Here is a 15134-nt window from a genome sequence, read left to right as displayed (position 1 = left end):
GTATTCATCCCACACAATATTTGGAGTCCCCACCATGAAAACACGCGCCGCTGTCGCTTTTGAAGCCAAAAAGCCCCTCGAAATCGTAGAGCTGGACCTTGAAGGCCCCAAAGACGGTGAAGTGCTGGTGGAGATTATGGCCACTGGTATCTGTCACACAGATGCCTACACGCTAGATGGCCTAGACTCCGAAGGCCTTTTCCCATCCATTCTCGGGCACGAAGGCGCAGGTATTGTGCGTGAGGTCGGCAAAGGCGTCACATCGGTAAAACCGGGCGACCACGTTATTCCGCTCTACACACCAGAGTGTCGACAATGTAAATCCTGCCTGTCGGGTAAAACAAACCTGTGTACAGCCATACGCGCCACCCAAGGTAAAGGCGTTATGCCAGACGGAACATCGCGTTTCAGCTATAAAGGCCAAACAATTTATCACTATATGGGCTGCTCAACCTTCTCTAACTTCACAGTGTTGCCAGATATCGCACTTGCTAAAATCCGCACAGACGCCCCTTTTGATAAATCCTGCTATATAGGTTGTGGTGTCACTACAGGTGTGGGCGCAGTTACCAACACAGCTAAAGTGCAAGCGGGTGATAATGTTATCGTTTTCGGACTTGGTGGTATCGGACTAAACGTTTTGCAAGCCGCACGCATGGTTGGTGCAAACAAGATTATTGGTGTGGACATCAATAATGACAAAGAAGAATGGGGCCGCAAATTTGGCATGACCCATTTTGTCAATCCAAACGAAATTGAAGGCGATATCGTTCAGCACCTTGTTGAACTTACTGATGGCGGCGCTGACTACACATTCGATTGTACAGGCAACACCGTCGTAATGCGCCAAGCCCTTGAAGCGTGTCACCGCGGTTGGGGTGTATCTGTCGTTATTGGTGTCGCTGAAGCAGGCAAAGAAATTTCCACCCGCCCCTTCCAACTCGTTACGGGCCGCGTATGGAAAGGTTCCGCTTTTGGTGGCGCTAAAGGCCGTACCGATGTTCCCAAAATAGTGGATTGGTACATGAACGGTAAAATCGAAATCGATTCCATGATCACTCACACATTGACATTGGACGAAATAAATAAAGGCTTCGACCTAATGCACGCTGGTAAATCCATCCGTTCAGTCGTCATATTTTAGGAGCCTTATATTGAAACCTCTTCGTCTTTTAGCCTTTTCACTGCTCATGACGACTTCCGCATGGGCACAAGAGACAACACCCCAAGGCACAATGCTAATGGGTGCGGATATTGTAGACGTCATCAAAGGCAAGCTTGTCAAAGATCAGACGATCACAGTCGAAGAGGGAAAAATAACCTATATCGGCAAGGCCGACAAAGCGCCTGATGGGAATTGGGATAAGATTGATTTGTCTGGCACAACACTCTTGCCCGGCCTATCCGATAGCCATGTTCATTTGACAAGCAATGCAGACGATCACGGCTATCGCAGCCTCACAATAACGCCTGCGCGTTCAGCCATTAATGGTGTCGCAAACGCTGAAAAAACGTTGATGGCGGGCTTTACAACAGTGCGCAACTTAGGTGCTGAAGGGTATGCTGACATTGCACTGCGTGATGCAATCAATGATGATACTGTTATCGGACCTCGCGTCCTCGCCTCAGGTCCATCTCTCGGCATTACTGGTGGACATTGCGACTCCAATCTTCTCCCATTTGAATACCAACAAAAATCTGAAGGCGTGGCAGATGGACCTTGGGCTGTGCGCACAAAAGTACGCCAGAACAATAAATACGGTGTCGATGTAATCAAATTTTGTGGCACAGGCGGCGTGTTGTCCAAGGGCACGAAGCTAGGCGCACAACAATACACACTCGAAGAAATGTCTGCCCTCGTCGATGAAGCACATCTACTGGGTTTGAAAGTTGCCGTACACGCCCACGGAATTGACGGCATCGCGACCGCACTTAAAGCTGGCGTGGACTCGGTGGAACACTCCAGCATGATTACTGATCGTGAAATTGCAATCGCCAACGAAAAAGGCGTGTATCTTTCAATGGATATTTATGTATCAGACTACATCCTCGAAGAAGGTGAAGCTGCTGGTATTTTAGAAGAATCCCTTGCTAAAGAACGCACTGTTGGACGCTTGCAGCGCGAACGCTTTCAAGCTGCCGTTGAAGCAGGTGCCAAAATTGCCTTTGGAACAGATGCAGGTGTCTACCCACATGGCCAAAACGCCCGTCAGTTCAAAAAAATGACACAGTGGGGCATGACACCCATGCAAGCTATTCAAGCCGCAACAATTGAGAATGCCACCCTATTCGGCATTGAAACAGAAATTGGCTCAATTGAAGTTGGCAAAGCTGCAGACCTAATCGCGGTATCTGCAAACCCGCTGAAAAATATAGAAGAATTGGAAGATGTGGATTTTGTCATGAAGAACGGCAAAATATACAAAAACAAGCTCGGCGAATAAGCTATTTTACTAGGGAATCCCTAAATGTTCAGTCACATGATGGTCGGCAGTAATGATCTGCAAAAATCCAAGATTTTTTATGATGCACTATTTGATGTGCTTGGTGCCAAGGAAGGCATCATGGACCCAAAGGGACGCCTCGTCTATATTCATGACGGCGCAGTATTTCTCGTGACACGACCAATAGATGGTGAAGCTGCAACATGCGGCAATGGAATGACTGTCGGTTTTTCTGTCAAATCCCCAGAACAAGCCCAAGCTTGGCATAAAGCCGGAATAGATGCTGGCGGAACAGCGATTGAAGACCCTCCCGGCTGGAGAGACGGTCCAACTGGCCGCCTACACCTTTCTTACCTTCGTGACCCTGACGGCAACAAACTCTGTTCATTGCTTCGCGGATAAACTACAACACAAAAAAAGCCCGCCCTTCAGAAATGAAAGACGGGCTTTTTCTTAGGTTATTTCTTCAAAGCTTAATCGCCCCAGCCTGGTCCACCTTCGCCTTTTTGCAAAGTGCGCACTTCTTCAACACTTGCTGGCGGTTTGAGCCAGTTTGGTTGAGACTCTTTTGCCCATTTCAAAATTTCTTCTGGGAATTGGTCATGGCTTTCAACGCGCCATGACAATAAGCGCACAATACCGGGCTGTCCGCCTGCCCAACTAGGAAGGGCACCATAACGCTGCCAAGCCATTTGGTGTGGCTCTTCTAAGCTACCTTCAGGGTGGAAGAAGAAATCATAATTTTCCCAAGCTTCGTATTTGCCACCTGTTGGAAGATCAATATCAAGGAAAACCGCTGCGTTATACACATAAGTATCGCCCACTTTTTCAAACGGAATACCTTCATCCGCCTTGATAATACGAACTTTATCACCAACACCCTGTTCTACATCACCATAGATACGGTCATTCTCAAGACGGTATGTAATCATCTGATATGGGTAAGCGATTGGCGCAACTTTATTGCCATTATATTCAGTCAACACTTCGCCTGTATCTGGATCTGTGTAGGCAAATGTCTTGCGAGTCAGGTGAATAATCTCACCCCCCTCTTCCTCTGGCCAGATAACAGTCGAACTATCAAATCCGATCATACCAAACATTTTCTTACCCGACGGATATTCATATACGCCGCCTTCGGCAATCCAGTGAACTGGCGCGCCTGTCCCAGCGCGGCCATCAACCCATTTTTGCAATGGTTCAGGTGCAGCTAAGTAAGAAGCAGGCCGTGTCGATGTCTCAACCATAGGTGCAACAACTTGAGCTACCTGTTGCTCAACGGACTGCGCTGCGTCTGTTGTTGTTTGCGCGTTTGATGTCGCACATCCCAATAATGCCAAAGGGGCTACCAACCCAATAAATGCCTTCATAAGTATCCTCCATTTTTATAAAAGCACACAGCGTCAAACACCCCGTGCCTATTGCGGTACACATAAATGATATATCATTACGGAAAATTGTACACACTAAGTGCGTAAAGCTTGCGATTATCTCCCCAAAACATAATGTGAGCCTGCATCCTACCCACCCATGCTAGTTGATAAGGCACCCCATGACCCTCGAAACAATTTCAACCAATAAAAGTCATGAAGGCGTTCAAGGCGTTTATTCTCATGCGTCCACATCCACGCATACAAATATGACATTTTCCGTATTTATTCCCCCCCACAAAGAGGGTGAGAAACTTCCTGTCATTTGGTATCTATCTGGTCTGACATGCACGCATGCTAATGTCACAGACAAAGGCGAATTTAGAAAAGCGTGTGCAGAGTTGGGTTTCATTTTCGTCGCACCAGACACCTCCCCTCGTGGCCCAGATTTGGAGGGCAATAGCGTTCCCGATGATCCCAATGCCGCTTATGATTTTGGATTGGGTGCCGGCTTCTACGTCAACGCCACCAAAGCGCCTTTTGATAAGCATTACAAAATGCGCGATTATATAGAAAAAGAACTGCCAGAAATAATCAGCGCAAATTTTCCGGCTGATATGTCTCGTCAATCCATTATGGGGCACTCCATGGGCGGACATGGTGCCTTAACAATCGCACTTCGAAATCCTGATCGTTTCAAGTCTGTGTCCGCTTTTGCACCAATCGTATCTCCGCTCAATTGTCCTTGGGGTGAAAAAGCGCTTTCAGGGTATATTGGAGACGATAAATCCAGCTGGCGAGAGTATGACACATGCGCACTCATAGCAGACGGCGCGCGAACACCCAGCATACGGGTAGATCAAGGGGAAGCAGACGCCTTCCTCACAGAGCAGCTCAAGCCAAGCATGCTAGAAGCAGCCTGCAAGCAGGCAGGTGTCAGTCTCACGCTAAATATGCATGAAGGCTATGATCATTCTTATTATTTCATATCAACCTTTATGGCTGACCACCTGAACTGGCACGCCAAATACCTTTAATTGAATGCAAAAAGGGCCAGCAATGCTGGCCCTTTTCTCTAAAAGATATGGGAGGAGTATATCTCTTTAAGAAGCAGCGTTTAAAATGCTGCGCGGAAGTTCACACCAAAGTAGCGATCTGCTTCACGTGGGATTTGATAACGGAAAGTATCACCAGAATTTGTCGTTACAAACGACTCATCGAGCAAGTTTTTCGCAATGAAAGTCACACGATAATTATCGTTAAACTCAACACCAAAACTCATGTCCAAAAGGTTATAGTCAGGCAAAAGTCCTTCAGCACCAATAGGATATGGGTTTATCGTTGGGTCTGGATTTCCACCTGGCAAGAAGCTCTCTTGCTCATCAACATGAGAGAAAGTCGTGTTTAGGTAGAATTTTGAAGTCGCCGTAAGTGGCATTTCAAAGTCTGCACCAAATGAATAATTCAAGTCAGGAGAGAATAAGAGGTCCTGCCCACTAAAGATACCACCTGGGAAATCTGGTTCACCCGTTGTTGGGTTGATCGGCGAGTTAAATCGCACGATTTCCGCTTCATTCAACGCAACAGAACCATTCAGCGTGAGATAGTCATTCACTGCCCAGCTACCATCAAGCTCCACACCACGTGTCCGCACATCACCCGCATTTGTAAGACGCGTAATGGTTACACCTGTAGAATTGTCAAACGCATTCGCTTGAAACCCTGTAATATCAGTGTTGTAGACAGCAAGGTTTAGCGCAACATTTGAAAGCGCAATCTTATAACCAATTTCATAATGGTCAGATTCTTCCGCTCCAATTGGCGCAGTATCATTTGTACCTTGGTTAAAGAATACGTTGAATGCAGGCCCTTTATATCCTTGCGAATATACAAAGTAAGCATTCCCCAAATTATGGTCGCTTCTAAATAGAACACCCAAATCGGAGTTTATACCTGCTTTCACTGAGAAGTTCGTTTCTGAAGCATCGCCTTGGAAAGCTGGAACATCAACCAAAATAGGGTTGCCTAAATTATCTGTTTCGCCTGTTGGCACATCCCGTGCGGGGTTTGAATACCCACCAGAAGCAAAGTTAAACTGACCATTTGGCAAGTGTGGACGCACCCCAACACCTTGACGACCGAATGGGTCATTATTGATACGCGAGTTGATAAATGACACATCATCTTGCGTATAACGACCACCAAGAACAACATTCAAACCTGGAATGATGTCATAGTCAGCCTGCCCAAATAACGCGAGGTTATCAAACTCTACATTCGCGAAATTCGTACCAGAAACAAGATCATTCGCATTACAAGTCAAACCAGGATTTGCATCCAAAATAGCTTGGTTTTGACCGCCGTTATTTTGACAGCTTGCGAGACGTGTAAAGTCTGATTCAATTTGTAAGTTAAAGTAGTAAGCTCCTACTTGATAATTCACCGGCGAATCCGTAGGGGATTGAATCCGTAATTCTTGACTGAATTGACTGTTGTCACGTGTACCATTGTCGTGAAGTAGAAAATTGACATCGCCAAAGTTCACAGGCTCATCCGCATACCCTTCAGATGATGTAAAATCACCCTCACGGAATTCTGAGTTTTCCCAACTACGGAATGAACTGATTGATGTCAGTGTGTGCCCACCAAACGCATCTTTATTCAAGGTAAGTGAAAAAGCATCAAAGCTATTTGTGGTGCGTGTTTCAAAGTCTTGGTCAATCACGCGTGTATCGAGTTGAATATCCGCAACGGGACGCCCAGACCCATTGGCCACAAGCCCCGCCCCGCCCGGAGCAGCTTGAGAATTTGCAAAACGCGCTGCATTTGCATTCAGCGCTGGGATATCGGCACAACAATCATCGTCACTTTCAGCATGTTCATATGTAAAAAGTCCGCTGAAATCATCTGATGGCTCAAACGCCAACTGGAAACGACCACCAAAACGGTCATACCCATTTACATCTTGGTTGTTGTAAAGGTTGCGAATATACCCATCAAAACCACTTTTGCTAAGTGTCAAACTCGCCGCGACATTATCATTAATCGGGCCTGTGAGGCGCGCTTTAACTTGATATTCTTGATCTTGAAAATAAGAAGCTGAAACATATCCAGCAAGCTCATCCTTGTTCGGTCCAGATGTGACGATATTCACAACACCGGCAGAAGCATTTTTACCAAACAAAGTACCCTGTGGCCCGCGCAAAACCTCGATACGCTCAATGTCGAATAGATCACCAAAAGCCTGCCCAGAACGCCCGAGCACCACACCATCCACAACTGTCGCAACACTAGGTTCGGCAGCGTCAGAGAATGAGATTGTACCTATACCGCGAATTGTGATCGCAGAGTTAGCGTTCGTACTTCCCTTACGAAAACTAACAGATGGAACAAGCGTTGTAAGACTTTCAAGATTGCTACTTGCAAACGCATTGTTTACAGCGTCAGCTCCGATGACGGAGAGCGCGACTGGCACTTCCTGCAAAGTCTGTTCTGTTTTCTGTGCTGTAACGACAATGCTATCGAGACGACGATTTGTGTCGACGTTTTCTGCTTTATCTACTGTTTCGTTTTGAGTGCTTGTTGTATCTACTTGAGCGCAAGCTGTACTTGCTACTCCTAAGTTCAATGCAAGCAAACTGACGGATGACACGGCCAGTGTTTTCAACATGTATTTCTCCCTAGTCGCCGTATTATATTTATTGGCTACCGAACCTTTGCAGTTTTTTTGTCCGCGGTCCACAAAATGAATGAATGGTGCATCAATTTGAAATAACTAGCGCATTCGCGCCGGAAAAACGGACTAAAAATGCAAGGTGCTTATGTCACAGTGCATTGTATTATAATAAATTATTGAAATTTTCTGTCGCAATTTTTAGAGTTTTGGAATTGCATAGCTAGCTGCCCAATTACACAGAGCAGAAAACTCAAAATAATTTTCTGATCAATATGTATCCTTCAAGACACACTTTGCGATCAGATAGGAACGAACTGCAATCCAAACAGAATAATCAGCGCAAGGAATACTGTTTGCGCAACGACAAGCGCAATTGCGCTATACCCTACTTTTATTATGTCTAGGAGTGATGTTTTTATACCCACTGCCGAAATTGCGATAAGGAGCGACCATTTAGATACTACGCTTGCAATCTCTCTTATGGGTTCGGACAAAAGCCCAAATGAATTTAAAACTGCTAGACACAAAAACCCAATAACAAAGGCGGGTATAAGGACAGGTTTTGACGTTTCCCCACTCTCCGCCACGCTTTTGCGGAAAAGCAATGACAGCACTATCACCACAGGCGCGAGGAATGTAACTCGAATTAGTTTTACTAAAGTAGCGATTTCCCCTGCTTCGTTGGAAATCGAGAAACCTGCGCCCACAACTTGCGCGACATCATGCACAGTCGCACCAATAAAAGCTCCCGCGCGAATATCGTCAAAATGCATTAAGCGGAGCAGTACAGGGTAAAACACCATTGCAAGCGTCGATAAAAGCGTCACGCTTAAAACAGTGAATAGCAGATCTTTTTCGGATTCTTTTGTTTTAGGCAGCACAGCCGCAATTGCCAGTGCGGCCGAGGCCCCACATATAGACACCGCCCCAGCAGTTAAAACCGCAAAAGCAGCCGATTTTCCAAACAATTTACGAACAGAAAACCCAACAAAAATAGTTGTTGCCACCGCTAGCAGAAGCAACACCACCATCTCCCACCCCAGAGACACGAGTACATCGACACTAATCCGAGCACCCAACAGCACGACACCAAATTTCAAGATAGATTTGGCCGAAAACATAATTCCTGAAGATAAAACGGAACCATTCTCATGCACAGAACTCAACGCCATGCCAAATAGCAACGCCATCAACATGGAAGGCGCGCCTGTATGTTCAGCCATAAATTGCGCAGCCATCGCCACCAGAGATGCTAAAAGCAGCCCTGGCAGGAATGATTTCATTTTGCTCACATACGCACTGGAACGGGCAGATATGGTCGACATACTATACACTCTCAGTGCAAACTATTTCCACACAACTGGTTTTCGAGACCAATTACAGCTCCACAACACGGTGTTCAGTTGCCGACAATTGCGCGGCTAGGCCCATCGCAACAGCTTTCGCGCCATCAGATATGGAGACCTCAGGTGTGCCCACCCCTTTCACGACTTCAAGGAAACGCTGGTGCTGATAGAATGTCGATCCATGATGATCCCCAATCATAAGCAAGCTGTGGTCAATTGGGATATCTTTCGTCTGCGGATTCTTTGGTGAGCGAGGACTTAGCGTCAATTGCGGCGCAGGTGGCACGCCCAGTTCTTCAGGCCAGAAACGGTTTGGCCCCGGCAAACGGCATTCAATTTTACCCTTAGCTCCGACAGCTGAAATCTCTTCATTCCACATGGTACCATCTGCAAACATACACAATTCAAGCATTGCACGTTTGCCGTTGGCAAAGTCAAAAATCACATAACCGCCATCCCAAATGTCAGGCGTTTTCCCATCATATTTCTCATCCAAATGGTTCGCGATCTGTCCAGCACTCGCCATAACCCGCACAGGCTCAGACTTCATAATCAAGCGCATCAAGTCAAAGAAGTGACAGCATTTTTCAACCAATGTGCCCCCTGTATTTGCATTGAAACGGTTCCAGTCACCAATCTTTGGCAAGAACGCAAAACGGTGCTCACGAATGGTCAGCATTTCCACTCCACCCGTAGCCGTATCAGCTTGCTCGATAAGTGCCGCAATTGGTGGCATATAGCGATATTCCATCGCCACCCAGATTGGGGACTTATAAGTCTGTTTGAGCTTTTCAATCCGCGCAGCATCATCTGGTTTGGTATAAAGAGGCTTTTCACACAAAATCGGAATGTCGCGTGTCGCAGCGATTTGCTCCAACTGCTCAACATGGCAAAAATTTGGGCTCACAATCACTATGGCATCAAGCTCTGGACGTGTAATCAACTCATCAATTGATGCAGCGATATATGCGCCACCAGCTGCCACTGAAGCTTGCTGAGCTAAATCATCAACTGGATCATAGACAGCTGTAATTTGCGCACCATCTAACACACCAATGTTTCTGACATGCTCCATCCCCATCATGCCACAGCCGATCAAACCGTAATTTTTTGTCATAACTATCTCTATTATTGAAGGCGCATTACAAAGCGCGCCAATTTTGGATCGAACCACGTTTTTGAGAATTCAGCAGGGTCTCCATTCTGGTCCCAACCAATCCTCTCGATATAGCCAGCAGCCTCACCTGCCTTCATACCGAATTCTTCAACTGTCCACTCAGGAACGGCATCAACACTCACACCATCCTCGATACGTGAAATGACAAGATCGAGAGACTCCTTGTAAAAAAGATACAAAGAATCAACGAGATCATCTTTTTTAATGCGATCTATAAACCGTGCATCCAGCCATATCTCTTCAACAGCGATGGGCTTATCCGCCAAATAACGAAGCCTACGAATACGGTGGGCTGTTTGAGATTCACCAAAGTCTGGTGCTCCCTCTGGCTTAGCCAATTTCAGTACATCAAGCACTTTGGCAGTTGGCAAACCGCCACCGCGTAAAAGCTCAAGACGAAAGAATGAATACACACTCTCCACCATCGGCTTAGCACGCACATAATTGCCCGAGCCCTGCACGCGCTCTAGCAAACCTTTTTCTTGAAGAGTAGCCAACGCTTTCCGAAGCGTTCGAACCGCAACGCCAAGGTCAGCAGCCATCTGCCGCTCAGTCGGCAACCGCGCACCATCCGCCAAATGACCCGCAACGATTTCACGGATCAGCATCTCACTTAACTGGACACTTTTAGGAAGAGTACGTGTGCTGGTCATAACAAAACAAGGCCTCAAACGAATAATTGATACACCATTGATATACATCGTTTCTGGTGATATGCAAGAGAAAATACGCATTTCGCAATTTGTTAAAAAGAGGTTCCTTATGACCGTTGTACCTGTGAAGTCAGCCGATCTGGATGCACTTGAAGTGTCATGGTTTTCAGCGCTCTGTTCTGACGACTATGAATTTCTTGGCGTGCCAGATGGTAAGCTAAGATCTAGCTGGGAACACTGCCGCGACATCCTTTTGGAAGCTGAAAAACAGGGATTTCGCAACATATTATGTCCCTCTTCCTACCAGCCAGGCCAAGACACACTAAGCTTCGTTGCCGCAGGTGCGCCTTTAACGGAAAAGATTAATATGCTCGCCGCCATTCGTTGCGGTGAAATGCAGCCCATCATGCTCGCACGCACCGTGGCAACGCTTGACCACATGATGAAAGGTCGCCTGACTCTCAACGTGATTAGTTCAGATTTTCCCGGCGAAGTGGCGGAAAGCTCATACCGCTATAAGCGTTCTCGCGAAGTCGTACAGATATTGAAGCAAGCTTGGACCCAAGATGAAATCAATCATAACGGCGAAATCTATCAATTTAAGAACGTTCCAACCGGGCCCGCAAAGCCTTACCAAACAGGCGGTCCACTTCTTTACTTTGGTGGTTATTCACCAGACGCATTAGACCTATGCGGGGAATATTGCGACGTGTATCTAATGTGGCCAGAGATTAAATCTCAGCTTGAAGAGCGTATGCGAGCAGCAAACGCCGCCGCTGAGAAATATGGACGCACAATTGATTATGGCTTACGCGTACACGTTATTGTTCGTGACACAGAGCAAGAAGCGCGTGAATACGCAGAACACCTTACAAGCAAGCTAGATGATGAATATGGTCGCCTGATCCGTGACCGTAGCCATGATAGCATCAGCCTTGGTGTGGCCCACCAGGCTAAAGCACGTGAACTCGCGGACCAATTTGGATATATTGAGCCAAATCTTTGGACAGGTGTGGGCCGCGCGCGCTCAGGATGTGGTGCCGCATTGGTTGGCTCATCAGATCAAGTGCTTTCTGCGCTTCACGATTATCAGAAAATGGGAATCCGCGCCTTTATCCTATCTGGCTACCCACACATTGATGAATGTAAGTCATTTGGTCAGCGCGTATTGCCTCACCTTAAAACATGCTCTCTACCAGAAGCATATGGTCGCGTACCAAGCGAAACACCCCTTACACCGCTCGGCGCAGGAGAACGCACATGAGCCACCGCATCAAACTCGCCCCAAATCTTGAACTCTCTCGCATAGTCTATGGCATGTGGCGCGTTGGAGATGATAGCGACACATCACCCAAGCACATACAAGCAAAAATAGAGGCATGTCTCGAGCAAGGCATCACCTCGATGGACCTTGCCGATATTTACGGAGATTATGGCGCTGAAGAGCTTGTCGGCAACTGCCTAAAGCAAGCCCCCGGCCTTCGTGACAAAATCGAACTTATTTCCAAATGCGATATTGTTGCACCTTGTGGAAAATACTCAGACCGCCGCGTCAAATATTATGACACAAGCTGGAAGCACATCACTGAATCTGTTGACGCATCCCTCTCTTATTTTGGCGTGGAGCAGATTGATCTCTTTTTAATCCACCGCCCAGATCCATTCATGGATCATGTTGAAACGGGAAGCACGCTAGATGAGATCATCAAATCGGGCAAAGTAAAAGCCTTTGGTGTATCCAACTTTAAGCCGCACGATTGGTCACTTCTTCAATCTGCAATGAACAACTCACTTGTTACGAACCAGATCGAAATCAGCCTCCTTGCACATGAAGCTTTTACCAATGGTGACATCGCATACCTACAAGAAAACGGTATCGCACCTATGGCTTGGTCGCCCCTTGGTGGAGGCTCTTTGTTTGACGGTAAAAATGTCGAGCTGACCAAACTACTAAACCGTATCGCAGAAGAACAGAATGTAACGACCTCATCTGTTGCAGTCGCTTGGTTGCTTGCACACCCTTCTGAAATCATGCCAATTCTTGGCACGAATAATCTGCAACGTTTAGCGCAAATGTCTCAAGCTTACGACGTTCAAATAGACCGTCAAACATGGTTTGAACTCTACACTGCAGCATTAGGGCGGGAGGTTGCGTAATGGCATCCTTTAAACCCGAAACAGATACCAAGGCATTTCGCAATGCCTTGGGACGTTTTGCAACTGGCGTCACGGTCATCACCGCCAATGGACCAGACGGACCAATCGGCATGACCGCCAACAGCTTCACAAGCCTCTCGCTTGAACCAGCGTTAGTGATGTGGTCACCCGCCAAAAAATCTTCTCGCTATGAAGCATTCGTCAACGCACCTCATTTTGCCATTCACATATTGGCCCACGATCAAAAAGAAATTTGCAACGCTTTCGCGCGTTCAAAATCAGCCTTTGATCAATTTGAGGTGACCCACAACCTTCACGACGTGCCTGTATTTTCAGGATGTCTCGCTGTGTTTGAGTGCAAACGTTTTGCAGTACATGATGCGGGCGATCATTCCATAATCGTCGGTGAAGTTGAATTTACGCAAGAAAGAGAAGGCACTGGCCTTGTCTTTTCTCAAGGGGCATTTGGGGCAATCAACCCTCTCCAAGCGTAGACACAAAACAATACCCCACGTCAGGACATAACTCCGCAAAAGAGAGTTAGCCGGCGATGGGTTCAGGTCCAGATAGGGAGGCAAAGCTGACTCATTCACAATTACTGGTGACTCTATTCACCTGCGTAGGATTCATGGCATTTGTTGCGTGGGTATCCTATCAGCGATCAAAGGGCGAAACTAATTCTAAGGACGGATATTTTCTGGCCGGACGAAACCTTGGTGGTATTTTCATTGCTGGTTCGCTTTTGCTCACCAACCTCTCTGCTGAACAACTCATTGGGCTAAACGGATCAGCCTATGGCTTCAACCTCTCCAGCATGGCATGGGAAGTTACCGCCGCCATTTCCACCGTTGCCATGGCAATGATATTCCTGCCGCGCTACCTATCAGGTGCCTTCACCACTCTCCCTGAATTTCTCAACAACCGCTATGACAAACAAGTCCAACGCATGACCGTTATTTTGTTCATGCTCGGCTATGGCTTGGTGACGATACCATCCGTTCTATATTCAGGCTCTGTTGCTGTTATAAAACTCTTTGATGTCCCGACCCTGCTTGGTGTTGGCCAATTTGAAGCCCTTTTGATAACTGTCGTAACCGTTGGCGTCATCGGTGCCATATATGCAGTATTTGGCGGCCTAAAAGCTGTTGCAGTATCAGACACGCTCAATGGCGTCGGCCTCCTAATCGTGGGGGCGCTTGTACCCATTCTCGGGTTAATCGCTCTGGGTAATGGTAGCTTTATGAGCGGCCTGTCCACCATTGCAACAACTCACACCGATAAACTAAACGCAATCGGCGGCCCTGCTGACCCCACCCCGTTTGGTACACTATTCACCGGTATGATTTTCGCCAATCTGTTTTACTGGTGTACCAACCAATATGTAATTCAGCGCACCCTTGCCGCGCGCAATCTTGCAGAAGGCCAAAAAGGGGTCTTACTCTCCGGCTTTTTCAAACTTCTCGTTCCCTTTTTCATGATGCTACCAGGTGTTATCGCTTTTCATCTTTATGGGCCAAGCCTCAGCTCAATTGATGAGGCATACCCGCACCTCATCAAAGATGTCTTCCCTATTTGGATGATGGGGTTCTTCCTCGCCGTATTGCTTGGCGCAGTGTTTAGCTCGTTCAACTCACTCCTCAATAGTGCCGCAACCCTGTTCTGTATCGACATTTACACCCCCCTTCGCGGCGGAAAAATCACGGACAAAGAAACTGTGCGCGTAGCCATGATTGCGAGTGTGGTAATCGCGCTTTTCTCATTTGTAGTCGCGCCATTATTATTCTTTGCCCCGCAAGGTTTGTGGCAAATCATCCGTATCTTTACTGGCTTCTACAATATCCCAATTGTCGCCATCGTAATCGTGGGATTATTCACCGCAAACACACCCGCCCTCGGTGCAAAAATCGTAATTGCTTTCCACGTTATCGCTTATGGGCTGATCAAATTCGTCTTCGCAGAACAGGTCACACTTCATTTCCTACACCTATATGCCGTCCTATTTATAATCGAAGTTGGCATCATGTTAGTGGTAGGACACTATAAGCCTCGTCAAACACCTTATGTGTTTAAAAAGCAAAACCAAGTCGACCTCACACCTTGGAAATTGGCGACACCACTTGCCATTACGCTCTTATCCTTGGTTGTCGCTTTATATGTATTATTCTCACCCATAGGCATCGTAGGCGGCGCATTCAGCCCCTATTTCTATGTGGCGATGGCAGGTCTTCTTATCATTAATGTACTATCTTGGATGCGCGTGCGCCATATTCCAAGGCAGGCTTAATACTTCCTGCAAATCCAAATGAACATG

13 protein-coding genes are annotated in these 15134 nt (G+C 46.9%); 8 read left to right on the top strand and 5 right to left on the bottom strand.

Annotated features, from left to right (window positions below; genetic code table 11):
• Positions 1-34 precede the first annotated feature (34 nt).
• Genes ACFQS8_RS13360 through ACFQS8_RS13350 form a run of 3 tightly spaced genes read left to right on the top strand, consistent with a single transcriptional unit; the run spans position 35 to position 2846 of the window.
• Positions 35-1144, top strand: coding sequence for an S-(hydroxymethyl)glutathione dehydrogenase/class III alcohol dehydrogenase (locus tag ACFQS8_RS13360; RefSeq protein WP_382168179.1), 1110 nt, complete (start codon positions 35-37; stop codon positions 1142-1144).
• A 46-nt stretch (positions 1145-1190) separates the two neighbouring features.
• Positions 1191-2444, top strand: a complete 1254-nt coding sequence (locus ACFQS8_RS13355) for a Xaa-Pro dipeptidase (RefSeq protein ID WP_382168639.1) — start codon at positions 1191-1193, stop codon at positions 2442-2444.
• Between the two features lie 24 nt (positions 2445-2468).
• Entirely contained in the window at positions 2469-2846 is a 378-nt protein-coding gene (locus ACFQS8_RS13350; RefSeq protein WP_382168177.1) for a VOC family protein, read from the top strand.
• A 71-nt stretch (positions 2847-2917) separates the two neighbouring features.
• On the opposite strand, the gene ACFQS8_RS13345 is transcribed toward ACFQS8_RS13350, so the two are convergent.
• Positions 2918-3814: a hypothetical protein gene (locus ACFQS8_RS13345; protein ID WP_382168176.1), complete on the bottom strand. Its 897-nt coding sequence runs from the start codon at positions 3812-3814 to the stop codon at positions 2918-2920.
• Positions 3815-3996: 182 nt separating this feature from the next.
• On the opposite strand from ACFQS8_RS13345, the gene fghA reads away from it, so the two are divergent.
• Positions 3997-4851, top strand: a complete 855-nt coding sequence (gene fghA, locus ACFQS8_RS13340) for an S-formylglutathione hydrolase (RefSeq protein ID WP_382168174.1) — start codon at positions 3997-3999, stop codon at positions 4849-4851.
• A gap of 80 nt (positions 4852-4931) precedes the next feature.
• On the opposite strand, the gene ACFQS8_RS13335 is transcribed toward fghA, so the two are convergent.
• The 4 genes from ACFQS8_RS13335 to ACFQS8_RS13320 form a co-directional block, all read right to left on the bottom strand.
• Positions 4932-7484, bottom strand: a complete 2553-nt coding sequence (locus ACFQS8_RS13335; RefSeq protein ID WP_382168173.1) for a TonB-dependent receptor — start codon at positions 7482-7484, stop codon at positions 4932-4934.
• Positions 7485-7789: 305 nt separating this feature from the next.
• Entirely contained in the window at positions 7790-8815 is a 1026-nt protein-coding gene (locus ACFQS8_RS13330; RefSeq protein ID WP_382168171.1) for a YeiH family protein, read from the bottom strand.
• Between the two features lie 52 nt (positions 8816-8867).
• Complete coding sequence (locus ACFQS8_RS13325) at positions 8868-9953, bottom strand: Gfo/Idh/MocA family protein (RefSeq protein WP_382168169.1); 1086 nt, start codon at positions 9951-9953, stop codon at positions 8868-8870.
• Between the two features lie 11 nt (positions 9954-9964).
• A complete protein-coding gene (locus ACFQS8_RS13320) occupies positions 9965-10666 on the bottom strand; it encodes a GntR family transcriptional regulator (protein WP_382168168.1) in 702 nt (233 codons plus the stop codon).
• A gap of 109 nt (positions 10667-10775) precedes the next feature.
• Here ACFQS8_RS13320 and ACFQS8_RS13315 point away from each other — a divergent pair, with 109 nt between their 5' ends.
• Genes ACFQS8_RS13315 through ACFQS8_RS13300 form a run of 4 tightly spaced genes read left to right on the top strand, consistent with a single transcriptional unit; the run spans position 10776 to position 15107 of the window.
• Positions 10776-11930, top strand: a complete 1155-nt coding sequence (locus ACFQS8_RS13315; protein ID WP_382168166.1) for an LLM class flavin-dependent oxidoreductase — start codon at positions 10776-10778, stop codon at positions 11928-11930.
• Positions 11927-12823: an aldo/keto reductase gene (locus ACFQS8_RS13310; protein WP_382168164.1), complete on the top strand. Its 897-nt coding sequence runs from the start codon at positions 11927-11929 to the stop codon at positions 12821-12823. Before ACFQS8_RS13315 ends, ACFQS8_RS13310 begins: the two co-directional genes overlap by 4 nt.
• Positions 12823-13317, top strand: coding sequence for a flavin reductase family protein (locus ACFQS8_RS13305; protein ID WP_382168162.1), 495 nt, complete (start codon positions 12823-12825; stop codon positions 13315-13317). The genes ACFQS8_RS13310 and ACFQS8_RS13305 overlap by 1 nt, the downstream gene beginning before the upstream one ends.
• A gap of 56 nt (positions 13318-13373) precedes the next feature.
• Complete coding sequence (locus tag ACFQS8_RS13300) at positions 13374-15107, top strand: solute:sodium symporter family transporter (protein ID WP_382168160.1); 1734 nt, start codon at positions 13374-13376, stop codon at positions 15105-15107.
• Positions 15108-15134: the final 27 nt, after the last annotated feature.

It is taken from the genome of Hirschia litorea (genome assembly GCF_042665075.1).
Classification (GTDB): Bacteria; Pseudomonadota; Alphaproteobacteria; order Caulobacterales; family Hyphomonadaceae; genus Hirschia; species Hirschia litorea.
This window is presented reverse-complemented; position numbering and strand designations above follow the sequence as displayed.

What these genes read in the sequence shown, in the direction of transcription:
- ACFQS8_RS13360 (WP_382168179.1), top strand. Translation starts at nt 35, where the DNA reads ATGAAAACACGCGCCGCTGTCGCTTTTGAAGCCAAAAAGCCCCTCGAA.
- ACFQS8_RS13320 (WP_382168168.1), bottom strand. Translation starts at nt 10,666, where the DNA reads ATGACCAGCACACGTACTCTTCCTAAAAGTGTCCAGTTAAGTGAGATG.
- ACFQS8_RS13305 (WP_382168162.1), top strand. Translation starts at nt 12,823, where the DNA reads ATGGCATCCTTTAAACCCGAAACAGATACCAAGGCATTTCGCAATGCC.
- ACFQS8_RS13315 (WP_382168166.1), top strand. Translation starts at nt 10,776, where the DNA reads ATGACCGTTGTACCTGTGAAGTCAGCCGATCTGGATGCACTTGAAGTG.
- ACFQS8_RS13350 (WP_382168177.1), top strand. Translation starts at nt 2,469, where the DNA reads ATGTTCAGTCACATGATGGTCGGCAGTAATGATCTGCAAAAATCCAAG.
- fghA (WP_382168174.1), top strand. Translation starts at nt 3,997, where the DNA reads ATGACCCTCGAAACAATTTCAACCAATAAAAGTCATGAAGGCGTTCAA.
- ACFQS8_RS13330 (WP_382168171.1), bottom strand. Translation starts at nt 8,815, where the DNA reads ATGTCGACCATATCTGCCCGTTCCAGTGCGTATGTGAGCAAAATGAAA.
- ACFQS8_RS13300 (WP_382168160.1), top strand. Translation starts at nt 13,374, where the DNA reads ATGGGTTCAGGTCCAGATAGGGAGGCAAAGCTGACTCATTCACAATTA.
- ACFQS8_RS13325 (WP_382168169.1), bottom strand. Translation starts at nt 9,953, where the DNA reads ATGACAAAAAATTACGGTTTGATCGGCTGTGGCATGATGGGGATGGAG.
- ACFQS8_RS13355 (WP_382168639.1), top strand. Translation starts at nt 1,191, where the DNA reads ATGACGACTTCCGCATGGGCACAAGAGACAACACCCCAAGGCACAATG.
- ACFQS8_RS13345 (WP_382168176.1), bottom strand. Translation starts at nt 3,814, where the DNA reads ATGAAGGCATTTATTGGGTTGGTAGCCCCTTTGGCATTATTGGGATGT.
- ACFQS8_RS13335 (WP_382168173.1), bottom strand. Translation starts at nt 7,484, where the DNA reads ATGTTGAAAACACTGGCCGTGTCATCCGTCAGTTTGCTTGCATTGAAC.
- ACFQS8_RS13310 (WP_382168164.1), top strand. Translation starts at nt 11,927, where the DNA reads ATGAGCCACCGCATCAAACTCGCCCCAAATCTTGAACTCTCTCGCATA.